The organism is Microcoleus vaginatus PCC 9802, assembly GCA_022701275.1.
Lineage (GTDB): Bacteria > Cyanobacteriota > Cyanobacteriia > Cyanobacteriales > Microcoleaceae > Microcoleus > Microcoleus vaginatus_A.
This window is the reverse complement of sequence record CP031740.1, coordinates 1,173,138-1,197,859: the sequence shown is the minus strand read 5'-3', so window position 1 is coordinate 1,197,859 and position 24,722 is coordinate 1,173,138. Positions and strand designations below refer to the sequence as shown.

General features: G+C 45.2%; 12 protein-coding genes and 1 pseudogene. 11 read left to right on the top strand and 2 right to left on the bottom strand.

Going from position 1 to position 24,722, the window contains the following annotated elements; genetic code table 11:
- The first annotated feature begins 30 nt into the window (after positions 1-30).
- Together D0A34_05040 and D0A34_05035 are read left to right on the top strand one after the other, a co-directional pair.
- On the top strand, positions 31-1,152 hold the full coding sequence (locus D0A34_05040) for a glycosyltransferase (protein UNU18320.1): 1,122 nt from the start codon (positions 31-33) through the stop codon (positions 1,150-1,152).
- 11 nt (positions 1,153-1,163) lie between these two features.
- The gene (locus D0A34_05035) at positions 1,164-1,397 is read left to right on the top strand and encodes a hypothetical protein (protein ID UNU18319.1); all 234 of its coding nucleotides are present in this window, start codon (positions 1,164-1,166) and stop codon (positions 1,395-1,397) included.
- A 119-nt stretch (positions 1,398-1,516) separates the two neighbouring features.
- Here D0A34_05035 and D0A34_05030 read toward each other — a convergent pair whose 3' ends face one another.
- Positions 1,517-2,452 (bottom strand): exopolyphosphatase, encoded by a 936-nt coding sequence (locus D0A34_05030; protein UNU18318.1) that lies wholly within the window; start codon positions 2,450-2,452, stop codon positions 1,517-1,519.
- Between the two features lie 66 nt (positions 2,453-2,518).
- Here D0A34_05030 and bioF point away from each other — a divergent pair, with 66 nt between their 5' ends.
- The 8 genes and pseudogenes from bioF to D0A34_04990 all read left to right on the top strand — a co-directional run bounded on the left by bioF (position 2,519) and on the right by D0A34_04990 (position 17,809).
- On the top strand, positions 2,519-3,691 hold the full coding sequence (gene bioF / locus D0A34_05025) for an 8-amino-7-oxononanoate synthase (protein ID UNU18317.1): 1,173 nt from the start codon (positions 2,519-2,521) through the stop codon (positions 3,689-3,691).
- A 1,427-nt stretch (positions 3,692-5,118) separates the two neighbouring features.
- Positions 5,119-8,049 carry a PAS domain S-box protein gene (locus tag D0A34_05020; protein ID UNU18316.1) on the top strand — a complete coding sequence of 977 codons (2,931 nt, stop codon included), beginning with the start codon at positions 5,119-5,121 and terminating at the stop codon, positions 8,047-8,049.
- Positions 8,050-8,368: 319 nt separating this feature from the next.
- Positions 8,369-11,281, top strand: a complete 2,913-nt coding sequence (locus tag D0A34_05015; protein ID UNU18315.1) for an amino acid permease — start codon at positions 8,369-8,371, stop codon at positions 11,279-11,281.
- 22 nt (positions 11,282-11,303) lie between these two features.
- A pseudogene (locus tag D0A34_05010) lies at positions 11,304-11,387 on the top strand (response regulator).
- A gap of 73 nt (positions 11,388-11,460) precedes the next feature.
- Positions 11,461-14,376: an amino acid permease gene (locus D0A34_05005; protein UNU18314.1), complete on the top strand. Its 2,916-nt coding sequence runs from the start codon at positions 11,461-11,463 to the stop codon at positions 14,374-14,376.
- 22 nt (positions 14,377-14,398) lie between these two features.
- Entirely contained in the window at positions 14,399-14,770 is a 372-nt protein-coding gene (locus D0A34_05000) for a response regulator (protein UNU18313.1), read from the top strand.
- A 152-nt stretch (positions 14,771-14,922) separates the two neighbouring features.
- Positions 14,923-16,257, top strand: a complete 1,335-nt coding sequence (locus D0A34_04995) for a hybrid sensor histidine kinase/response regulator (GenBank protein UNU18312.1) — start codon at positions 14,923-14,925, stop codon at positions 16,255-16,257.
- Between the two features lie 187 nt (positions 16,258-16,444).
- On the top strand, positions 16,445-17,809 hold the full coding sequence (locus D0A34_04990) for a response regulator (protein ID UNU22176.1): 1,365 nt from the start codon (positions 16,445-16,447) through the stop codon (positions 17,807-17,809).
- Positions 17,810-18,064: 255 nt separating this feature from the next.
- On the opposite strand, the gene D0A34_04985 is transcribed toward D0A34_04990, so the two are convergent.
- Positions 18,065-19,432, bottom strand: coding sequence for a TldD/PmbA family protein (locus D0A34_04985; GenBank protein UNU18311.1), 1,368 nt, complete (start codon positions 19,430-19,432; stop codon positions 18,065-18,067).
- A gap of 516 nt (positions 19,433-19,948) precedes the next feature.
- Here D0A34_04985 and D0A34_04980 point away from each other — a divergent pair.
- Complete coding sequence (locus tag D0A34_04980; protein ID UNU18310.1) at positions 19,949-24,607, top strand: PAS domain S-box protein; 4,659 nt, start codon at positions 19,949-19,951, stop codon at positions 24,605-24,607.
- The last annotated feature ends 115 nt before the right edge of the window (positions 24,608-24,722 follow it).

Sequence of the window (24,722 nt, the reverse complement as noted above, 5' to 3'; positions counted from 1 at the left end):
CCAATAACTAATAAGTAATAACCAATAAATATGGTTCACTTTAACGTTGGTTTTCAACACTTTAACTCCTTCGCTGATATTACGCTATCCCTGGCGCAAACTTTAGACAAAATGGGAATTCCAATTTCTGTCGAACCTTCAACAATTGCCTCTCAGATCAGCGACAATTCCACAACTGAAGAAAACCACCTGCTAGAAAAGTGGATGAACACCGAACCATCAGACTTATTTCAGATAAAATGGTCTCATTACTGGAAACCTTATTTTTTAAAAGAACTCAAGGGACATCTCAATTTAGAACTTTTTGCTATTAATTACGAATTCGCCAAAAACACTGATGATTATGATTACTGGATTTACGATGCTGTCAATAACTTATCCCACAAACTAGCCGTCAGCCAATATTCTAAAAACGTCTTAATAAAAGCTGGATGTCCGCCTGACAAAGTATCAGTCATGCCTCTAGGTTTCAATCCTTTAATCTCGCAACTCTATTTTTCCCGACCGCAAAAAGACCAAAAAGATGTAAAGTATATTCTGCACATGACCAATTCTTTTGATTTGTATAGATTTGGCACGGATCTCGCCATTCAAGCTTTTTGGGAAGAGTTTAGAGATGATTCTAAGGTAGAGTTAATAATCAAAGATGGCGGCAAACATTCAGATGTTATAGTGGAACATCTCGTAAATATTGAAAAACAATTCGGCAAGTTCAAGTCAAGAATTCGGATAATGCCTAAATTTTGTAATAAAGCAGAACTAGCTGATTTATACTTGTCAGCCGATGCTTTTTTAGCTCCTTTTCGCGGCGAGGGTTTTGCGATTAAAATTTTGGATGCCTTTGCTGCCGGTTTACCTGTGGCTATGACTATGTATGGCGGCCCGACTGAGTACGCCAATGCTAATAACTGCTATCCCATTGCTTACGATCTAATTCCCGTCGGAAAGTGTTACGATACTCAGTATCTAAAAATTACAAATGCTCCTCATTGGGCAGAGCCAAATGTTCAGTCTGTTCGCGAACAGTTACGAAAAATTGTTGAAGACCCGATGCGTTTTCAGGTAGCTCAAAAAGCTAGAGAGACGGCGGACTTGTTTAATTGGGAAGCTGCCGCTCAAAAATTGCTAAGATTAATGCGAGAATTGTTTTAGGAGCGGAAATTATGGGACTCGAACGCAAAATGTTTAGGGGAATGTTTTCACCGGGGGAAGTGGTACGATTGAAACAGCCTTGTTTTACTCCGGGGCGATTGTTTGAGCCAGGAAAATATAACGCTGATGAGTTGCCGGATATCGCTTTTGATATGGGTTTGGTAGACCATTTGCCACCAGTCAAAGGCAACAGTTCAGAAAATCTCAATACCCAGAACCCGCCAGCTCAAAACCTTGAGGACTAAACTCCCGTTTGCAGTAAGGACTTCAGTCCTGAAAATCTCCGTTTGTAGTAAGGACTTCAGTCGTGAAAAATAAAATAATCAAAGACTCAAGTCCTGACTGCAAAAAAGATAAAGCCAATTTAACCATTTTGCTCTATCTGGGCAATTAACTCTGTCAAAACTTTGCTAGCTTTATCATTCTCAATCTGACAAGTTCCGGCATTCTGGTGTCCGCCGCCACCATATCTTAACATTAACTCCCCAATATTAGTTTTAGAAGTTTTGTTAAAGATTGACTTGCCAACTGCGAAAACAGTATTTTGTTGTTTCAGTCCCCAAAGTACGTGAATCGATATATTGCATTCGGGGAACAAAGCATAAATTACAAAACGATTCCCCGCATAAATCACCTCTTCGTTACGCAAATCCAAAACAACTAAATTATTATATACTTGGGCGCAGCGCTGTATTTGCTCTTTAAATTTTTCTTCTTGATCGAAATAGAGGTCTACTCTTTCTTTCACATCAGGAAGCTGCAATATTTCATCGATGGTATGATTTTTGCAGTAATCGATTAACTGCATCATTAACTGATAATTGGAAACGGTAAAGTCTTTAAACCTTCCCAACCCGGTTCTGGCGTCCATTATGAAGTTTAACAGCACCCATTCTTGCGGATGTAGAACCTCTTCTTGGGCAAATTGAGCGGAATCTGATTTGTCAACGGCCGCCATCATCGCCTCAGAAATATCAGGAAACTTTGCTTTGCCTCCATAATATTGGTACAGTACCCTAGCTGCAGAAGCTGCATAGGGATCGATGATGTGGTTAATTTTGATTTTCTCGTGTCTGAGAGTTTCGCTGAAATGGTGATCGAAAGCTAGATGAACTCCCTCAACATAGGGTAAATTGGTGCTAATATCGTTATTTGTTATTGCGATTTTTCCATCCTGCATATCTTTAGGATGCACGAATTTAATCTCGTCGATCATATCGAGTTCTTTGAGCAAAACGGCACAGACAAGACCGTCAAAATCGCTGCGGGTGACTAATCTGTATTTTTTAGTGAGTGGCATATGCTTCTGTGATAGGGAGGAACTGATCACCAGCTAATATAACGTATTACCCGATCGCTTTCCAATATGAACGCAGACCCTTACGCTTGGATAGAGAAGGCCCTGGAGACAATTCGCCGTGCCGATTGGTATCGATCACCACAATCGATCGATAGTTGCCCCGGGCCTGTGGTAAAGTTAGCAAGCCACAGGCTGATTAACTTTGCCAGCAACGATTATCTGGGACTTGCCGGCCATGACAGGTTAATTCAAGCTGCTATGGCTGCAACTAAGGAATTTGGTACGGGTGCGACGGGTTCGAGGTTGGTCAGCGGACACCGCGATTTGCACCGACAGCTAGAACAAGCTATTGCTAATTTAAAACAAACTGAAGATGCTTTAGTATTCAGTTCGGGATATTTGGCGAATCTAGGGGCGATCGCATCCGTTGTCGGCAAGCGCGATTTAATATTATCTGACAAGTACAACCATTCGAGTCTGAAAAACGGAGCCACACTCAGTGGTGCAACTGCCCTAGAGTACAATCACTGCAATCTTGAGGATTTAAAGGTCAAGCTAGAGCAAAATCGCGCAAGATACCGCAAGTGTTTAATTATTACCGATAGCGTCTTTAGCATGGATGGGGACTTGTGTCCGCTACCGCAGTTGTTGGCTGTGGCCGAAACCTTTAACTGCATGGTATTAGTAGATGAAGCTCACGCTACAGGAGTTTTCGGTGCTAGCGGTGCCGGTTGTGCAGAACATTTCGGGTGTACGGGAACACCACTGATTCAAGTGGGGACACTCAGCAAAGCTTTGGGAAGTTTAGGTGGTTACGTTGCGGGCTCTGCTGCTTTAATTGATTTTCTGCGTAATCGAGCTGCGACTTGGATTTATACTACAGCATTGACGCCTGCTGATGCGGCGGCTGCTTTGGAAGCTGTGAGGATTGTACAGCAAGAACCAGAACGCCGAGTTCGGTTGCGACAAAATATCGAAACTTTCAAATATTGCGCGATTACCAATCACCAATTACCAATTAGCAATTCCCTCTCGCCTATTTTCAGTCTTCCGTTAAAAAATGCAGCGGCAGCTTTAACAGTAGGGAGCAAACTCAAGGACATGGGTATTTTTGCTCCGGCGATTCGGCCTCCGACTGTAAGTGTCAGTCGAATTCGGATTTCGCTGATGGCAACTCACGAGATCGCACACCTTCAGCAGTTGGTAGAGGCGCTGAAGCAAGTTGTGAGTTTTGAGTAAATGTTGGGTACGTCATAAGTACCTTACCCTTTGAGTAAATGTTGTGAGATGGGGAGAATTTCTACTTCTGCCTTCTGCCTTCTGCAGCTCTAGCTTTCTGCCTTCGGCAGCTCTAGCGTTCTGCCTTTTTTTTTGATTGTCAAGACCTCGCTATTGACTTATGACCAATCTTATACAGGAGTTTGGTCGAGCGGTCAACAACTGTAAATTTTTTGTAAATTTAGATACTTTTTGGAATTTAGCGCTATATTAGAGAAGTAGCAGGTACACCAAAATTAATATAAGGAACGTCCACCATGAACACAAATCGTCAAAACGTAAAAAAAGTAGCAGAAACCCACCGCGCTAACATTCACAAGCAACTGATTCACCGCATCGAAGTAGCGAGATCCAGTGGGAATCAAGATTTGGTTCGGGTGCTTGAAGAGGAAATGAGACAGCTTTAAAGAAGCTGCAACTAGAATTTGCCAGTAGTTTGGTTTAGAGGGTTGTGCGAGAAATGCAGAATTCCGGCAACCGCTACCTGTTAAATTGTGACTCCTCTGTTAGTTGGTAGGAAAAACCCCCGTTTCTTCAAGAAACCGGGGTTTTTTATTGAGAAGGAAGAAAAAAGAAGCAAGAAAAAACACTCCTGAACGCACAAACTTTATTTGTAGGGTGCGCCTCGGCGCACAGAGCCTCTACCAATAGCCGATTGAACCATTTTTTGCGTAAGTTCTGAAGTCAGAACGAAGAAGGAAGAGGAAAGAACAAGATTTACGCTGCATTCGTTCTATTTTTACACTATCTGTAGTAGTAAGTTGCGCCGAGGCGCACCCTACTAATAACTACAAGACTAAAGCCCCTGACACATGGTGAGGGCGTGCTCACGCCCTCACCCATCACCTTCACCAGTCCCGAGCACTGACAACTTGACAGTCGCGACTAACGACCAAACTCAATAAGCGCACGAATAACGTACACTCATGTGTGTGCTATTGGTTGGAAAATGGAGCAATTTCCTAGTGAACTCAAGCAATTAACCGGGAGAGAATCTTGCCACTTCCGTCAAGCTAGAATTCAAACAAATCATATTGCTTGTCATCAACTTGTGTGGCTTAGGCGCTCAAAACTTTAGCCGATAAAAATAGTAAAACAATAGATCAAATTAAACACGGGCTACTATTAAGTTATTTAATTGAGCAACTAAAACTTCTTGTTCGATGTTTATTGTATATTTTTTTGGTGCTGGTACACCGAGCTGTGACAGTTGCGTAAGTCCTGGTAATATTGAAGATCCATTGAGATAGATTTTCAGGGTGGATTGGGAAAGGCAGCTTTGCCAAAATTTAAAACTAGCAACAATGCTTAACAGAAATAAGTTAAAAGCTATAAAGCTGAAACTCAGGGTCGCGACAGCAAAATCCCCAAAATAATAGGTAAAATTGATGGCGACAGACATCCGACACCAGCCGGAAAACGGCTACTACTCAGAACCAACTCAGCCTTCCCCAACAGAAAATCTTAGTAGGCGATCGCTCATGCGCCTGCCGAGAACCCTAAGTCCCCTTGAAACTTGGGGCTTTGGGATGACTGGTCTTATCGCAGCCGTTGCCATTGGACCGTCAATGCACGTGGCCCTCGGACCAAATGCCTTTTTGGTGTGGCTGCCCACCGTATTGATGGGGGTGATGCTGAACCTGCAAGTGAAACGCTTAGGGGAACAGTGGCCAGAAATGTCAGGCGGAACGCCCAACTATATAACCAGGCTGCTGAGCAACTTTCCGCTTCTGGGTCGCTATGCGGCGATCGCCTACTTCCTCGCCTGGGCTGTATATCCCTCAGTCAACGCGATCATCCTCACCGAACTAATCAAAGCCAACCTGGAACCATTGGCCATTGCCTGTCCAGAAACGTTGCTAAGAATTGGGTTCACATTAATCGCTTACATTGTGGCGTTTAGCGGCAGTCGCGCCTTAGCGATCCTGCACGCATTTTTCATTATCCCGGCAATGGGATTCCTACTGGTGTTTAGCATTCAAGGCATGGGATGGTTAGCTTTCTCCCCAGATAGCCCCGGACTTTTCCCCAGCAGTTGGCCAACTTTAACCTTTATTGACTGGGCCAAGTGGTCATTCTTTGCGATCTACGGTCCCTGCGCCTGTGAAACGGCTTCCTCGTTTGTCGCCGACAGCCGCCTTCCACGGGAAACTTTGAGGGTTCTGAGCTTAACCGCTTGGCTGATTCCACCCGTGTATCTGGGGAGTTCCTGGATACTGATGCGCTTAGCAACCTCCCCAGAACTGGGCGAAGACTCGTTTAATAACCTCTTAGCTGCGGCATCACCATTCTGGGGCCCGTCAGCTTCATTGATCGTCACACTCCTACTGGCATCAAGCAGTCTTCTTTCTTCCGCCACTTGCGTTTCCAACTCTCCGCGCATCTTGTACCAACTCGCTCTAGACGGTCACGTTTCACCCGTCTTCGCTTATATCTCCAGACGGGGCGTCCTGGAACCGGCCCTGGTATTTTCCCTTTTACTCGGTTTGATCGGTCTGGTTTGGGGAGATGTAACCAGGATCGTGGTGGTGTGTTCTGCTAGTTACGTGATTATGCTGATGGCGCTCTATCTAGGAATGTGGCTGCGGCGAGGATCGCCAGAAGTGCGATGGCCTTGGTGGGGGGCAGGCTTTTTCGTCTTCGATGGAGTTGTTTTGGTGGTCGGAGGCTTGGGCTGGGGTTGGCAAGACCTGACGATCGGCGTTCTGTTTCCTGTGGCTATTTTGGCAGTGGATGCGGCTATCCGTCGCATTTCCTTTGCTCCGTTCCATCGGGCCTGGTGGATTCGGCATTACAGGGCCCGGCGCAAGAGCCAGATCGAAGATTTTGTGGCGTTTCAGGTTGTAGTCCTGATTTTGCTAGTCTGTAGCGCCGTCGGTATTGGCTGGGTTGTTAGATCCACATTAGATAGTAACTCTAGCGTTGGCTCTAATCTCTTGGTAGTGCTGATCTTGACAGTCACTTTTATCGGGGTGGCCATTGCCTGTTGGACGAGCTTACCCCAAGTCGTCTCGATGGACGAGGCACGAGAGGCGGCGGAACAACTGTTTGTAATTGCCATAGACGCGATTGTCGTGCTGGATGAAAATGGGATGATCCGTCAGGCTAACCCAGCATCTGAACGTCTATTTGAGTTAAGCACTGGTCAATTAATCGGGCGTCACTTGAACAAACTACTCCCCGGATTGGCAAATCAGCCAGAACGGTGGCCCAGCCGGAGCGAACAAACCCTGAACCTGCCCGCTGAAGACTCACGTATCCTGGAAGTTGCCATTTCCGACCGATTTTCCCAAGACGCTTCGCTTTTCAATCAGGAGCTACAAGAATATGTGGTGATTCTGCGCGACATAACAGATCGCAAGCAAGCCCAAGAATCTCTACAAAAAGCTAATGAGGAACTAGAAATCAAAGTTGAGAATCGTACATCTGAACTCCGCTATACTGTAGAACAATTGCAGAACGAGATTGAAGAGCGCCAGCAGATTGAAGCAAATCTTAGAGCTATGCAAAATCAAATTGTTGTGCAAGAAAAACTAGCTTCTCTGGGCAGTTTAACAGCAGGCATTGCCCACGAAATCAGAAACCCCTTAAACTTTGTCAACAATTTCTCAGAACTTTCTGCTGAATTAACCGAAGAACTGTTTGAAGAACTGGGAAATCAAGCAGAACGTTTAGCGCCCGAAACAAAGGAATATATTGCCGAGCTGTTAACCGATCTCACAGCTAATCTTAAAAAAATCAATCAACACGGTCAAAGAGCAGACAAAATCGTTGGTAATATGCTTTTGCATTCTCGCGGACAAAGCGGTCACTGGGAAGCTACAGATATAAATAGTTTACTCGCCGAATATATCAATCTAGCTTATCACGGGATGCGAGCGAAGGAAGCTGCTTTTAACATTACCATAGAAACAGACTATGACAATGACATTGGCGAAGTAGATGTCGTGCCACAAGACATCGGCAGGGTTTTTCTTAACATTATTAGCAATGCTTGCTATGCAACCTATAAAAAGAAACAAGAAATGGGAGAAGTATTTTCACCGCTGCTTGACGTGAGAACTCGAAATCTTGGTGACGCGATTGAAATCCGCATTCGCGATAATGGCTCAGGTATAAAACCAGAGGTACTCGATAAAATTTTTAATCCCTTTTTTACTACAAAGCCACCAGCGGAAGGTACTGGTCTAGGTCTGTCTATCAGTCAGGATGTTATCGTCCAGCAACATCAAGGAGAACTAAAAGTCGAAACAGAAGTAGGAAAATACACAGAGTTTATAATCACCTTGCCAAAAAAAGTAGCAGAAATTAAGGAGTAAAAAAAATGAAAGTAATGGTGGTAGACGACGAAGAAGAAAATATCCAGCCACTGTTAATAAAAAAATAGGAAATTAATCAAAGCAGAAGAAATTTAATATGGCTAAAATAACCAGAAAGTAGCCCAAATCCGTCAGAAATAAAATGTAATAATGTAATAGTGAAGAGGGATTGAGATAGATTTTAATGGTTGACTGGGGAAGGCAGCTTTGCCAAAACTTAAGACTAGCAAAAATACTTCCCACAAAAAAGTTGCACTCTATAAAGCGGAACATCGGGTAGCGACTGCAACATCCACAAAATGATATATAGGTAAAATTGATGGCCACAGACATCCGACAGCAGCCAGCCAACGGCTACCATTCAGAACCAACTCAGCCTTCCCCAACAGAAAATCTGAATAGCCGATCGCCCATGCGCCTCCAGAGAAGCCTGAGTTCTATTGAAACCTGGGGCTTTGGCCTGAGCGGTCATATCGCATGGGTAACAATTGCACCACCAATGTACGCCGCTCTGGGCCCAAATGCAATTTTCGTCTGGCTGCCCGCGGTGCTGTTGGGGGTAATGCTCAACCTACAAGTGAAACGCTTAGGGGAACATTGGCCAGAGATGTCAGGGGGAACGCCCAACTATATCACCAGGCTACTGAGGAACAATCCCTTTCTGGGTCGCTATGCGGCATTCGCTTACTTCCTGAGTTGGGTAGTATATCCCTCAGTGAATGCGATCGTCATCACAGACCTCATCCAAGCTAACCTGGAACCATTGGGCATTCCGTGTCCCAGAACAATTCTCATACTTGGATTCACACTGATCGCTTATATTGTGGCATTTAGCGGCACTCGCGCTCTAGGAATACTGCACGCATTTTTCGTGTTCCCAGCAATTGGATTTCTACTGGTGTTTGGCATTCAAGGGATGGGATGGTTAGCTTTATCTCCAGAGAGTCCCGGACTTTTCCCCAGCAGTTGGCCAACCTTAACCTTTGTGGACTGGGCTAAGTGGTCGTGTTTCGCGATCTACGCTACTTGCGCCTGCGAAACCGCTTCTTCGTTTGTCGCCGACAGCCGTCGTCCCAGTGAAACTTTGCGGTTTCTGAACTTAGCTGCTGCACTAATTGTTCCCATATTTCTAGCCAACTCCTGGGTACTGATGCGCTTAGCCACCGCTGAAGGACTGGGGGAAGACTCATTTAAGAATTTATTAGCAGCCGCCGTACCATTTTGGGGCCCGTCAGCTTCATTAATCGTGACACTGTTGCTGGCTTCAAGCTGTTTTCTAGCTTGCGCCACTGCGGTTTCTAACTCTCCCCGAATTTTGTACCAACTCGCTTTAGATGGATATGTTGCACCCGTGTTTGCGATCGTTTCCCGACGAGGTGTTCTGCAACCGGGCTTGATATTTTGCGTTTTAATTAATTTGATCGGTTTATTTTGGATAGATCTAACTCGGCTATTGGTGATTGGTTCTGTTGCCTTCATGGTAACGTTGATGTCACTCTATCTCGGACTCTGGCTGCGGCGACGATCTCCAGAAGTGCGATGGCCTTGGTTGGCATTAGGCTTCTTGATTTTTGATGGTGTGCTGTTGCTGGTTGGAGGCTTAGCTTGGAGTCGGGAAGATGTGCTGATTGGGTTCCTGTTTCCTGTGGTTGTTTTCGTAGTGGATGCGGCTATCCGTCGCATTCCCTTTGCACCGTTTCATCCAGAATGGTGGATTCAGTGTTATCGGCAAGATCGCAAGAGCTTGATACCAGATTTTGTGGCGTTTCAGGTTGTAGTCGCGATTTTACTGGTTTCTAGCGCCGTTACGGTCGGCTGGTTGTTTGGTATCCCCTTAGAGGCTAACTCAAGTCTTGCCTCTAATCTTTTGGTAGTGCTAGTCTTGAGTATCACCTTTGTCGGGGTAGCCGTTGCCTGTTGGACGAGCATATCCCAGGTTGTCTTAATGGACGAGGCACGAGAGGGAGCAGAACAGCTTTTTACCATTGCCCTAGATGCTATTGTAGTGCTCGATGAAAAAGGTGTAATTCGTCAGACTAATCCCGCTGCTGAAAGCGTCTTCGGAATAGATATTACAAGGCTAATTGGGTCTTACCTGAACAAATTACTACCCGGATTAGCGGCTCAGCCAGAGCAGTGGCTCAGTCGCAGCGAACAAACCCTCAACTTACCCGATGGAAACTCGCGCATCCTCGAAGTTGCCATCTCAAACCGATTCTCTAAACAAGCTTCTCTTTCCAATCAGGATCTCCAAGAATATGTGGCGATCGTGCGCGATATCACCGAGCGCAAGCAAGCCCAAGAAGCACTGCAAAAAGCGAATGAGGAACTAGAAATCAAAGTTGAGAATCGTACATCTGAACTCACCCATACTGTGCAGCAATTGCAAAATGAGATTGAAGAGCGCCAGCGGATAGAAGCAAATCTCAGAGCTATGCAAAATCAAATTGTTGTCCAAGAAAAACTAGCTTCTCTGGGCAGTTTAACCGCAGGCATTGCCCACGAAATCAGAAACCCCTTAAACTTTGTCAACAATTTCTCAGAACTTTCTGCTGAATTAACAGAAGAACTGTTTGAAAAAATTGAAAATCAAGCAGAACGTTTAGATCCCGAAACCAGTGAGGATATTGCCGAGCTATTAACCGATCTCACAGCTAATCTTAAAAAAATCAATCAACACGGTCAAAGAGCAGACAAAATCGTGGGCAATATGCTTTTGCATTCTCGCGGACAAAGCGGTCACTGGGAAGCTACAGATATAAATAGTTTACTCGCCGAATATATCAATTTAGCCTATCACGGGATGCGAGCGAAGGAACCTGCTTTTAACATTACCATAGAAACAGACTATGACAATGACATTGGCGAAGTAGATGTCGTGCCACAAGACATCGGCAGGGTTTTTCTTAACATTATTAGCAATGCTTGCTATGCAGCCTATAAAAAGAAACAAGAAATCGGAGAAGTATTTTCACCGCTGCTTGACGTGAAAACTCGAAATCTTGGTGAGGCGATTGAAATCCGCATTCGCGATAATGGCTCAGGTATAAAACCAGAGGTACTCGATAAAATTTTCAATCCCTTTTTTACTACAAAACCACCAGCCGAAGGTACTGGTCTAGGTCTGTCTATCAGTCAGGATGTTATCGTCCAGCAACATCGCGGAGAACTAAAAGTCGAAACAGAAGTAGGAAAATACACAGAGTTTATAATCACATTACCAAAAAAGTAGCGAAAGTTAAGGAGTAAAAAAAATGAAAGTAATGGTGGTAGACGACGAGGAAGATATTCAGTCACTGTTCAAGCAGAAATTTAGGAAAGAAATCAAAGCCGGGCAAATTCAATATGGCTAAAAAACGCGAAATTAGTTTAAGTCAGAAGTCAGAAATAAAATGTAATTAGGTAAAATTGATGGCGACAGACATCCGACACCAGCCAGCAAACGGCTACCATTCAGAACCAACTCAGCCTTCCCCAACAGAAAATCTTAATAGGCGATCGCCCATGCGCCTCCAGCCCACCCTAACGACACTGGAAACTTGGGGGTTCGGCCTTACGGGTCCTCTGCTATGGATTAGCGCTGCACCGGCTATACACGCTGCTCTTGGGCCTCAAGCTATCTTCGTCTGGGTACCAGCAACAATTGTGGGGATGCTGCTGAACTTTCAGATGCAAAGCTTGGGCAGGAAGTGGCCAGAGATGGCAGGGGGAACGCTCAACTATACGGCGCGGCTGCTAAGTAACTATCCCTGGTTGGGTAGGTATGGGGCGATGGGATACTTTTTTGCTTGGTTATCGGTGACAACCGTCAACGCCCTGATCCTCACAGCCCTGATCCAAGCCAACCTGAAACCATTAGGGATTTCATGTCCTGAGATACCCCTGAAAATTGGCTTTACGGTACTCGCCTTTATTGTGGCGTTTAGTGGCACCCGCGCCTTGAGTATCCTGCATTTATGTTTCGTTCTACCCGCTGTAGGATTCCTCTTAGTTTTTTGCACTCAAGGCATCGGCTGGTTATTACTATCCCCAGCTAGCCCCGGCTTTTTTCCCGACAGTTGGCCTAGCTTTTCCTGGGTTGAATGGGCAAAATGGTTCTTTTTTGGCGCCTACGCTACTTACGCCGGTGAAACTGCTGCCTCATTTGTCGCTGATAGCCAACGACCGGGGGAGACTTTGCGGTTTCTGACCTTTGCGGCTTGGTTGATGCCTATTCCCTATCTGGTCGGTTCCTGGGTACTGATGCGCTTGGCAACAGAACCTGGATTAAAAGACGACACATTCTTAAACCTATTATCCGCAGCTAAACTCTTCTGGGGGCCGTGGGCCTCATTTATGGTGACGCTTTTGATCGTCGCGGGCTGCCTCCTAAGTTCCGCCACAGCGGTTTCCAACACTCCCCGCGTTTTGTACCAACTTGCCTTGGACGGGCACATATCGCCAGTATTCGGTGTTGTCTCCCCACGGGGCGTGCTCGGCCCAGCCCTGGTGCTGACGTTCTTGCTCAGTCTCATCTGTCTCGCTTGGGGAGATATAGCGCGTTTAGTAATGGTGGGCGCTACTGCTTCGCTGACCGCCTTTATGACAGTCCATTTGGGGCTATGGGTGCGTCGGGATAGGCCAGAAGTGCTATGGCCTTGGTGGTCTGGAGGCTTTTTCCTGGTGGAAACAGTTGTCCTGATTGTTGGAGGCTTGGCTTGGAACTGGCAAGACCTGCTGATCGGCTTGCTGTTTCCTGTGGCTATTTTGGCAGTGGATGCGGCTATCCGTCGCATTTCCTTTGCGCCATTCCATCCTGCATGGTGGATTAAGCTTTATCGGGGTCAGTCCTACAGGATAACTAAGGATTTTGTGGCGCTTCAGGTAGGCATCCTGATCTTTTTGATCTGTAGCACTGCCGCGATCGCCTGGGTGATTAGAGCCACATTAGACGGACTTCCAGGTGATGCTGCCAATAATCTTTTGATTGTTCTGGTGATGACCATAGGCTTTGTCGGCGTGGCCGTTGCCTGCTGGACGAGCTTACCCCAGGTCGTCTCCATGAACGAAGCACGAGAGGGAGCAGAACAACTCTTTACCATTGCCCTAGATGCTATTGTAGTGCTGGATGAAAAAGGTGTAATTCGTCAGACTAATCCCGCTGCTGAAAGCGTTTTCGGAATCGACACCACTGGACTCCTAGGGCATCCCCTGAACAAACTACTGCCCGGATTAGCTTTTGAGCCCGATCGGTGGCCCAGCCGCAGCGAACAAGCTCTTAACCTACCCAATCGCGACTCGCGCATCCTGGAAGTTGCCATCTCCGACCGATTTTCTCAAAATGCTTCGCTTTCCAATCAAGGTATGCAAGAATATGTGGTGATTCTGCGCGATATCAGCGAGCGCAAGCAAGCCCAAGAATCCCTGCAAAAAGCGAATGAGGAACTAGAAATCAAAGTTGAGAATCGTACATCTGAACTCACCCATACTGTGCAGCAATTGCAGAATGAGATTGAAGAGCGCCAGCGGATAGAAGCAAATCTCAGAGCTATGCAAAATCAAATTGTTGTGCAAGAAAAACTAGCTTCTCTGGGCAGTTTAACCGCAGGCATTGCCCATGAAATCAGAAACCCCTTAAACTTTGTCAACAATTTCTCAGAACTTTCTGCTGAATTAACAGAAGAACTGTTTGAAAAAATTGAAAATCAAGCAGAACGTTTAGATCCCGAAACCAGTGAGGATATTGCCGAGCTATTAACCGATCTCACAGCTAATCTTAAAAAAATCAATCAACACGGTCAAAGAGCAGACAAAATCGTGGGCAATATGCTTTTGCATTCTCGCGGACAAAGCGGTCACTGGGAAGCTACAGATATAAATAGTTTATTAGCCGAATATATCAATTTAGCCTATCACGGGATGCGAGCGAAGGAACCTGCTTTTAACATTACCATAGAAACAGACTATGACAATGACATTGGCGAAGTAGATGTCGTGCCACAAGACATCGGCAGGGTTTTTCTTAACATTATTAGCAATGCTTGCTATGCAGCCTATAAAAAGAAACAAGAAATCGGAGAAGTATTTTCACCGCTGCTTGACGTGAAAACTCGAAATCTTGGTGAGGCGATTGAAATCCGCATTCGCGATAATGGCTCAGGTATAAAACCAGAGGTACTCGATAAAATTTTCAATCCCTTTTTTACTACAAAACCACCAGCCGAAGGTACTGGTCTAGGTCTGTCTATCAGTCAGGATGTTATCGTCCAGCAACATCGCGGAGAACTAAAAGTCGAAACAGAAGTAGGAAAATACACAGAGTTTATAATCACATTACCAAAAAAGTAGCGAAAGTTAAGGAGTAAAAAAAATGAAAGTAATGGTGGTAGACGACGAGGAAGATATTCAGTCACTGTTCAAGCAGAAATTTAGGAAAGAAATCAAAGCCGGGCAAATTCAATTTCATTTTTGCCTGTCTGCAGAGGCAGCTTTGAACTACTTAGAAAACCAGGCTGAAGCGTCTATTGTCTTGATTTTATCGGATATTAATATGCCAGGAATGAATGGACTCGAACTACTCAGGATTCTCAAAGAAAAGTTTCCCGATTTAAAAGTTTTTATGATTACGGCTTATGGAGATGATAGAAATTACCAAACCGCAATGGCTTATGGAGCTGATGACTATATTACTAAGCCTGTTAATTTTGATACACTCAAAAATAAAATACTCAACTTGGAGTAAATTCACAAGGAAACATATTTAGTAATTGCTAATGGGTAATTGGTAATTGAAAGCAGTACCTCAGTCGAGTTAAAAGTGCTCAATTGCATTTTACTTCTGTCCTTATGGAACGCTAAATTTTTATGACTTTTAAGAGTCCCTGAAAAATTAATATGTCAGCAAAAATACTATTTGTGGATGATGAACCCGATTTAGAATCTCTAATTTCCCAGAGATTTAGAAAAAAAATCCGCGCCGAAAAATGGCAGCTTTTTTTTGCCCACAATGGCGTACAAGCGCTGGAAAAAGTGAAACAACATCCGGATATAGATATAATAGTGACCGATCTTAATATGCCTGAAATGGATGGCCTGACTTTACTCTCTAAACTTAATCAGATAAACCTGGCTTTCAAAACAATAGTTATATCAGCCTATGGCGACATGAAAAATATAAGAAATGCGATGAACTTCGGTGCTTTTGACTTTCTAACCAAGCCTATAGATTTTCAGGATCTAGAAATTACCCTCAACAAAACGCTGCGCGAGGTGCAACAGGTAAAAGAAAATCAGCGCTTGCGGGAGTCAGAAGCTCGCGCTAGAGAAGAAGCTCAGCATTTACAGAACTGTATGCAAGACCTAAAAAAGACCCAAGCTCAACTGATTCAGACTGCAAAAATGTCTTCTTTGGGTCAAGTGGTTGCGGGGATTGCCCATGAAATCAACAACCCCGTCAACTTTATCTACGGCAATATCAGCCACGTCAGTGATTATATTCAAGACCTACTGCACCTGCTGCATCTCTATCAGCAGTACGCCCCTCCCAATTCTGAGATTCAAGCTGAAATCGAAGCCATAGATTTGGAATTTATAATAGTAGATTTACCTCAAATTATGGTGTCGATGAAAGGGGGTGTTGACCGCATTCAGAAGATTATTTTGTCTTTGCGTAACTTCTCAAGACTGGATGAAGCTAACATAAAGTCGGTTGACATTCACGAGGGGATAAAAAGCAGCCTGCTGATTTTGCATAATCGATTTCAAGCAAGGGCAGCGCGTCCAGAGATTCAAGTGATCGAGGAGTACAGCAATCTGCCTTTAGTGGAATGCTATGCTGGAGAACTCAACCAGGTGTTTATCAACATCCTTTCTAATGCGATTGATGCTTTAAATGAGTACAACAAACACCGGTCACTAGATGACATCCTCGCTTGCCCCCTCACCATTACTATTCGCACTTTTCTGCTAGAGGAAAAATCCCGTGTCGTCATTCAAATTCGGGACAATGGGCCGGGAATAACGGCAGAGGTGAAAGACCGTATTTTTGAACCATTTTTTACTACTAAGCCTGTAGGTGAGGGTACTGGTTTGGGTCTCTATATAAGCTACCAAATAGTACATGAGAAGCATGGAGGCGCATTGAACTGTTTTTCAGAGGTGGGGCAGGGAACAGAGTTATGGATTGAAATTCCAATCAGACAAACGAGGGCGACACTCAACCTTAGCTAATCCATCGACTTTTACCAAACTCAGAGCCAATTCCAGCCATCGGGTTTGCCATTGTAGAAATCAGCCTTTTCATTACTCCTGAAATCATCTATAATAGGACGTAAAGTAGATAAAAATTACTCGTCGAATAAGTTAATGAACCCCAGGGGTCAACAAAATGTCGCCTACGACCGAAATAGCTCGCAATATGTCAGCCAAAATATTATTTGTGGATGACGAGCCAGATTTAGAATCTTTAATTTGCCAGAAATTTAGACAAAAGATCCGCACAGGAGAATACCAAGTTTTTTTTGCACACAATGGCGTAGAAGCGCTTTCAACGTTGCGAGAGCAGCCGGATATAGATATTATCCTGACAGACATTAATATGCCAGTCATGGATGGTATGGCTTTGCTAGCGAAACTTAACGAGCTCGTTACTATTATGGTCAAAACAGTAGTTATATCTGCTTATGGCGACTTGGGGAATATCAGAAAGGCGATGAATGGCGGGGCCTTTGACTTTTTGATTAAGCCTATAAATTTTCAGGATTTAGAAATTACCATTAACAAAACTTTATGTCATGTGCAGCAGCTAAAGGAAAACGAGCGCTCCCGCCAAGAAAGAGAGGAGAAATTGCGGCAATCGGAAGCGCGAGAGCGAGAAAAAGCCATCCAACTAGAACGGGCACTGCAAAATTTACAGCGCACCCAATCTCAGCTTATTCAGACTGAGAAAATGTCTAGCTTAGGACAACTAATTTCCGGGATTGCCCACGAAATTAATAATCCTGTTAACTTCATCTATGGCAACTTAAATTATGTCAATGATTACACTCATCAGCTATTGAGTTTAATCACGCTTTACCAGGAGCACGATGCCCATAAATACCCTGAAATCGAAGCTTTAATTGAGAAAATAGAGCTGGAATTTATCAAAGAGGATATGCCTAAAATGCTGTCTTCGATGCAATTGGGGGCAGAACGTATCCGTCAGATTGTGCTAACGTTGCGGAACTTCTCGCGCCTCGACGAAGCTGAGATGAAACCCGTTAATATTCATGAGGGAATCGATAGCTCTCTAGTAATTTTGCAGAGTCAGCTCAAGGCTAAGCTGAATTCTTCGTCTATTAAAGTTATTAAAGAATACGGAGATTTGCCACAAATAGAATGTTATGCCTGTCAGTTGAATCAGGTATTTATGAACCTCCTGAGCAATGGCATTTATGCCTTGAATCACTATGATAAAAAAGGCAGCCCGGAGCAAATTAAAAACGAGCCTAGGACGATTACGATTGCTACTTCTATCCTGAATCGCGAGTGGGTAAGAATCAGTTTTAAAGATAATGGGCCGGGGATGACAAGCGATATAATAAATCGGCTGTTTAATCCTTTTTTTACAACTAAACCTCTGGGTGAGGGCACTGGCTTGGGATTATCGATCAGCTATCAGATTGTGGTGGAGAAGCACGGCGGAGATTTGAAGTGTTTTTCGCAGCCAGATCAAGGTGCAGAATTTGTGATTGAGATTCCGATTAGGCAGAATAATCGGATAGAGATGAAGGCAACTTAAGGGGAATTAAACAAAAAATCAGCAAAGTCGGGTAAAGTCTCTAATCGCGATCGCACTTCCCCACTTTCTCTGTAATTTCTGAAGTCTCGCAAACACCGAACGACCTAGCTGAAGCCCTCAATAGTAGGTAGATTGTGAGTGGTTTGTCAACTTGTCAGTGCCCCGGACTGGCAGAGGGTGAGGGCGTAAGCACGCCTTCACCCTCTGCCAGTTGCGTAAGTTTTGAACTAATAATTAATGACTAATGACTAAGGATTATCTTCCTCCGACGACGACATTTTTAATCCGCAAATGGGGGCCGCCGACGCTTACGGGTAGACCGCTCTGGCCGCCTTTACCGCAACCGCCGTAGGCATAAACCGAGTCATTTCCTATCGACTCAATATCCTTTAACGTCTGAAATACATTGCCACTTAAAGTGACATCGCTGACCGGTTCGGCCAATTTGCCGTCGCGAATCATGAACCCTTGAGCCGCGGCAAAGGTAAACATTTCGCCGTTGGTTTGTCCTCCCAACATCCGTACTGCATACACTCCTTCCTCAATGTCGGCAACCATTTCGTCAAAAGAATGTTCCCCAGACTCGATCGCAGTATTAGTCATCCGCACCAAAGGCATAAAAGTAGCGCTCAGAGCCCGGGCATTTCCCGTCGGACTTTCGCCCATTTTGCCCGCAGTCTCGCGATTGTGCATCCGAGCCGCTAAAACTCCATTTTTAATTAAATGCTTGCACTGAGCCGGCACGCCTTCGTCGTCGTATTTCAAAGTTCCCGGCAATCCCGGCACAGTTGCGTCGTCTATTACATTCAATTGTTCGATCGCCACAGGCTTACCCAAAGTCAGCAATTCCTGCATTTTCGGGTTTTCGTAAATCCCGTCAGCTTCCGACAAATGACCGAAAGCTTCGTGAATAAATACCCCCGACAAATAAGGGTCTAAAATCACCGGATACTGACCGCCTTTCACCGATTTTGCCTCTAGTTGGCCCACAGCTCGAACGGCAGCACTTTTAACACGATCTTCAATATTTGTCAATACATCGTAATCCGATCGCGAGTGAATCGACTCAAACCCTTGGCGGACGACACCGCCCTCCCCGCGGGCGATCGCTCCGAAACGCCCGGTCACATCCAAGCGCTCTTGAGCGATGCAAGTACCTTGAGAATTCACAAAATAAGTAATCCCAAATCTGTCGCTATAACCTGCCATTGTCGTCTGAATTCGCGGGTCATAATCTAACAGCAACTGATTGTAAGATTCGAGCAATTTCCGCTTTTCGCCTAGAGTAATAGAGCGCGGGTCGCGGCCCAATTCCACCGCTACATAATCTTGAATCGGGGTGACATCTGCTAGTAGAGTTTTTTCGCTGCCAACCAAACGAGACTGCACTACAGCTTCTTCAATGCGGTTTTTTAACTCTGCTAAACCGTTAAAAGTTACAAAACTCCAGCCGCCTTTGTGACAGGCGCGGATGCCGCCGGCGAGACTAAAACTGCGGTTGACAGCATCTAACTGAGGGCCGCGAAAACTAATCGCAGTTGACTCGCTTTGTTCGAGGCGAACTTCTAGATAATCTACGCGATCGCGGTAAGGTGCGATCGCTTCCATCAACTGTTCTTGCATCAAATTGCCCCTATGAATGATTAGCCGTAGCGCTGAAAAAAATTATTGCTAACCTTATTTTAGCTAATAACTTCCGTCTTTCGGGTGCGCGCTCCCCCACCGCTGTGGTGCGGGAGCATGGCGCGCCCTACCCGATAAATGACGAGTCAACCAATTTTAGATTTTAGATTTTAGATTTTAGATTGATCCCGTCCTGAGCCTGCGAATGAATCCGGGGGCTTGTTAGGAAGGATGGGGAGGTTTTTAAAGTCTCCGTCCTGAGTCTGCGGAGGAATGAATCCGGGGGCTTATGACCACATTACTTTCGGTCAGTCGATTTGAGATTTAAAACTTTGTCCAGAGAAGTGATGATTAGAGGTTTACAGATCGCCGACGTTCGACGGGCCTCCTAGAACAGAAAAAACTCGCGCCCGCTTGCCAAAAGCCCGGTATCCCCGAAAGCTTGCCTTTGGCGAGAGAAATCAAACTAAACTAAATCTATCTAAAGACGTAAAAAAATACCTTAACCCCCGGCAGATGGAATACTTTAAGGTTAAAAAATTCCAAATTTCACCGTATTTAGCAGCTATTTCGGCATCAATAGCAATTTTGGTCGGAGTTGGCATTTTAGATCGATCGGAACAGCGGCGGTTTTTTCAATACAACCGCGCTAGCACCATCGATCGCCTCAGCACAGTCCGTTCTAAGCTAGAAGGCTCTTTGAATTCCCGCCTGTTTTTGATGCGGGGTTTGGGGGCTTACCTTTCCAACAACCCCAACATCACCGAAGCCGAGTTTGCAGCGACGGCGAGAATTCTGGTGGCACAGCAACCGGGCATTCGCGCCATCACTTTAGTTAAAGGCACGACGGTCGCTTACATTTATCCACGGGAGGGAAATGAAACGGTGATCGGGGTTGACTTGACGGCGCTACCCGAACAGCGGCAAATGGTCCAAGAGGTCATCAACACCAGAAAAACTTTGCTAGCCGGGCCAGTGAAATTATTGGAGGGGGACGAGACGTTCATCAGCCGATCGCCCATTTTTCTCACACCCTCCGGTGCCGAGCCCGAAACAGGAGTTTACTGGGGCTTGACAGGCCTGATCATCGACAAAAATTCCCTGATGGAGGAAGCAGGACTCAACGACTCCTCAGCAAAGCTGCAATACGCTCTGCGGGGCAAAGACGGGACTGGAGCATCCGGCCCAGTGTTTTTCGGTGACGGGTCAATTTTTCAGCACAATCCCGTGATGCTGGAAGTGACTTTGCCCAACGGTTCCTGGCAGTTGGCAGCAATTCCGGCGGGAGGATGGTCTGCGAATTCGCCGTTTCGGGGCTGGCTGGTTTTTGGAGGTGGCTTGCTGGCTGTTTTCAGCGGGGTGGCGGTTTTTAGCTGGGTGTACGGTCGTGCGAAACTGCGTTCCAGCGAAATTAAGTATCGGCAATTAGTTGAGAATGCTAACAGCATGATTGTGCAGTTAGATAGTGAAGGCAAGATTACTTTTTTTAACGAGTTTGCTGAAACTTTTTTCGGGTATTCAGAAGCAGAAATCATGGGCAAAAGTGCGATCGGCACAATTATACCGAAAACAGATTTATCCGAAAGTGACCTGGCGGCAATGATTCGAGGCTGTTTGACACAGCCGGAAAAATACTTCCAAAACGAAAATGAAAACATCCGCAGCAATGGGGAAAGGGTGTGGATAGCGTGGACAAATAAAGCTTTACTAGATGCGAAGGGAAATTTGGCAGGACTGCTTTGTATCGGGACGGATATTAGCGATCGCGTCTTAGCAGAAGCCGCGCTGCTTGAGAGCGAATCTCGCTATCGGGCAATTATTGAAGACCAAACCGAACTGATTTGCCGTTTCTTGCCGAGCGGAATTTTGACTTTTGTCAACGATGTCTACTGCCGCTATTTCAATAAATCGCGATCGGATTTGGAGGGCCATACTTTTATGCCCTTAATGCCGGCCGAAGACCAAGAAATTATCAGCCGCAGTTTCAGTTCTCTAAGCCTAGAAAACCCCGTCGTTAGCTGTGAACACCGCGTCGTTCTCGAAACAGGGGAAACTCGCTGGCAGCAGTGGACGAATCGGGCGATTTTTGACAGTACGGGCAGCTTGATTGAGTGTCAAGGAGTGGGGCGCGACATTAGCGATCGCAAACAAGCTGAAATCGCCCTGCAAGCTTCTGAAGCGGAACTTCGAGCTTTGTTCGCTGCCATGAACGACGTAATTTTCGAGGTCGATCTTGAGGGACGATGCCTGAAAATTGCCCCGACAAATCCCCAATTATTGTACAAGCCATCGGCGGAATTGGCAGATAAAAAAATCAGCGAATTATTCGACCCAGAAAAGGGAGAATTTTTTCTGGAGCAAATTCGCACCGCCCTCGCTACAAATCAAACCTGTACTTTTGAATATAACCTGGAAATTGCCAGCGTACAAAAGTGGTTTGCCGCTACCATTTCGCCCATGAAAAAAAACACGGCTCTGTGGGTAGCCCGCGACATTACGGAGCGCAAGCAAGCTGAAAGTTGGTTGACCGGTCAAAAACAAATTTTAGAAATGATTGCCAAGGGCGCTTCTCTTGGCGATACTTTAAATACCTTAGTTGAAATTATCGAGCAGCAATCTAGAGATATCATCGGTTCGATATTGCTTCTAGCACCAGACGGCAAACATTTGCTACATGGAGCCGCGCCCAATTTGCCCGACAGTTACAATGCTGCTATTCATGGCAGAGCCATCGGCCCGGATGTAGGCTCCTGCGGCACTGCTGCCTTTACCCGCCAACAGGTGATAGTTACAGATATTGCCAGCGATCCTTTGTGGGAAAATTATCGAGATTTAGCCTTGAGTTTTGGACTCAGAGCTTGCTTGTCTACTCCTATTTTCTCCTCGCAGGGTCAAGTTTTGGGAACTTTTGGAATGTATTATTCCCAACCGTGCTACCCCAAATTTTTTGATCTGCAATTAATAGAAGCCGCGAATAATTTAGCAGGAATTGCGATCGAACGCAACCAGGCAGAAGAAAGTCTCCAACAACTCAATCAAGAATTAGAAAATAGAGTCCAACAGAGAACTGCTCAATTGATGCAAACTGAAGAACGCTGGCAGTTAGCGCTCAAAGGCAACAATGACGGCATTTGGGACTGGGACTTGCAAACAGGGGAACTTTTTGTGTCCGAGCGCTTTAAGGAAATCACTGGTTACGAAGATAGTGACATTAGCGATTACAATAACAAATGGAATACGAGTTTACATCCCGATGATTTAGCGATTTCTCAGCAACTTCTTCAAGAACACTTGGAGAGAAAAACGCCGCATTACATCACCGAATACCGCTTGTGGTGTTACAACAGCGCCTACAAATGGATATTGAGTCGGGGACAAGCTTTGTGGGACGCATCTGGAAAAGCAGTCCGCATGGTTGGTTCAATTACTGACATCACGGAACCCAAACAAGCAGAGGAAGCACTGCGGGAAAGCGAGGCAAGATACCAAAAGCTGTCTGCTAATTTGCCGGGAATCATTTATCAATTTTTGTTGTGTCCAGATGGCTCTTTCTGTTTTCATTACATAAGTGCTGCTTGCCGAGAACTTTTTGAGTTAGAACCAGAAGATGTTCTGCAAAATGCGGCTTTGGTAACAGATTTGATTCATCCCGAAGACCGCCAAAATTATGAGGAATCGGGTGCTATTTCTGCCCAGACTTTGCAACCTTGGCAGTGGCAAGGACGGATAGTGCTACCTTCAGGCAAGATTCGCTGGTTGCAGATAATGTCGCGTCCTGAAGCTAAAGAAAATGGCGATATTCTTTGGGACGGCATCGCCGTTGATGTTACCGATCGCAAGCAAGCTGAGTTAGCTTTGCAAGAAAGCCAGCAGTTCATTCAAAAAGTAGCATCGGCTACTCCCGGTATTTTATATCTCTACGACTTGGAAGAACAGCGGAATATCTACACTAATACTTCTATGTTCGCGCTTTTGGGCTATACCAGCGACGAAATTACAGCGATGGATTCGTCACTCATTCCTCAGTTAATACACCCCGAAGATTTGCATAAAATAATGAAACATTTCGCGAGCTTTGGAGGGATTGAAGATGGCGAAACTAGGGAAATTGAGTACCGGATACGGGCAGCAAACGGTCAATTTTTGTGGCTGCAAAGTCGGGATACTATTTTTAGTAGGAATTCGGATGGTCAGGCTAAGGTAATAATTGGAGTTTCCCAGGATATTACGACTCGCAAGCAAGCAGAGGAAGCACTGCGACAAAGCGAGGCGCGAGAAAGAGAAAAAGCTCGAGATTTAGAGTCAGCGATCCTGGAATTGCGCTCTACTCAAACTCAGCTCATTCAAACTGAAAAAATGTCTTCTTTGGGGCAATTAGTTGCCGGGATTGCTCACGAAATTAATAATCCCGTTAACTTCATTTACGCTAATATTGATTATCTCAACCAGTATACAAAACAGTTGCTCGATCTGGTGAGTCTTTACGAACATGAGTATCCCGAACCTAATTCAAAAATTGTCGCTCGCATTCAAGAGATAGATTTGGATTTCATGGCTGAGGATTTAAGAAAAGTTGTGGGTTCGATGCAGGTAGGAACCGAGCGCATCCGGCAAATTGTGTTGTCCCTCAGAAATTTCTCCCGGCTGGATGAATCCGCAATGAAGCCGGTCAATATTCACGTGGGAATTGAAAGCACTTTGTTAATTTTGCAGCACCGCTTGAAGAGTCGGGACAGCCGCCCGGAAATTGAAGTAATTAAGGAGTTTGGAAAACTGCCACTGGTGGAGTGCTATGCGAGCCAACTGAATCAGGTGTTTATGAATATTATTGCTAATGGAATTGATGCTATTGAAGAACGATATCACCAGTTATCGGTTCCACAATCAGAGACAAAGAGTGGACGAATTGCTATTTCCACGGGTGTAACCCCCCAGAACACTGTTAGGGTAGAAATTTCAGACAACGGTACGGGCATTCCCGAGGGGATAGTTGAGCGAATTTTTAACCCGTTTTTTACTACCAAAGCTGTGGGGAAAGGTACGGGGTTGGGAATGTCTATCGCGCACTCGATTGTGGTGGAAAAGCACAAAGGTAAGATTGAGTGCATTTCTTCCATAGGATGCGGAACGACTTTTAAGATTGAGATTCCGATCGACAAAGTGTATAAACAGTAGGGTACACCAGTCGATTTGAGATTTGAGATTTGAGATTGACTCCACAGTGGTAGGATGCGTCAGTCGATTTGAGATTTGAGATTTGAGATTTGAGATTGACTCCACAGTGCTAGTA

What these genes read in the sequence shown, in the direction of transcription:
- D0A34_05040 (UNU18320.1), top strand. Translation starts at nt 31, where the DNA reads ATGGTTCACTTTAACGTTGGTTTTCAACACTTTAACTCCTTCGCTGAT.
- D0A34_05035 (UNU18319.1), top strand. Translation starts at nt 1,164, where the DNA reads ATGGGACTCGAACGCAAAATGTTTAGGGGAATGTTTTCACCGGGGGAA.
- D0A34_05030 (UNU18318.1), bottom strand. Translation starts at nt 2,452, where the DNA reads ATGCCACTCACTAAAAAATACAGATTAGTCACCCGCAGCGATTTTGAC.
- bioF (UNU18317.1), top strand. Translation starts at nt 2,519, where the DNA reads ATGAACGCAGACCCTTACGCTTGGATAGAGAAGGCCCTGGAGACAATT.
- D0A34_05020 (UNU18316.1), top strand. Translation starts at nt 5,119, where the DNA reads ATGGCGACAGACATCCGACACCAGCCGGAAAACGGCTACTACTCAGAA.
- D0A34_05015 (UNU18315.1), top strand. Translation starts at nt 8,369, where the DNA reads ATGGCCACAGACATCCGACAGCAGCCAGCCAACGGCTACCATTCAGAA.
- D0A34_05005 (UNU18314.1), top strand. Translation starts at nt 11,461, where the DNA reads ATGGCGACAGACATCCGACACCAGCCAGCAAACGGCTACCATTCAGAA.
- D0A34_05000 (UNU18313.1), top strand. Translation starts at nt 14,399, where the DNA reads ATGAAAGTAATGGTGGTAGACGACGAGGAAGATATTCAGTCACTGTTC.
- D0A34_04995 (UNU18312.1), top strand. Translation starts at nt 14,923, where the DNA reads ATGTCAGCAAAAATACTATTTGTGGATGATGAACCCGATTTAGAATCT.
- D0A34_04990 (UNU22176.1), top strand. Translation starts at nt 16,445, where the DNA reads ATGTCAGCCAAAATATTATTTGTGGATGACGAGCCAGATTTAGAATCT.
- D0A34_04985 (UNU18311.1), bottom strand. Translation starts at nt 19,432, where the DNA reads ATGCAAGAACAGTTGATGGAAGCGATCGCACCTTACCGCGATCGCGTA.
- D0A34_04980 (UNU18310.1), top strand. Translation starts at nt 19,949, where the DNA reads ATGGAATACTTTAAGGTTAAAAAATTCCAAATTTCACCGTATTTAGCA.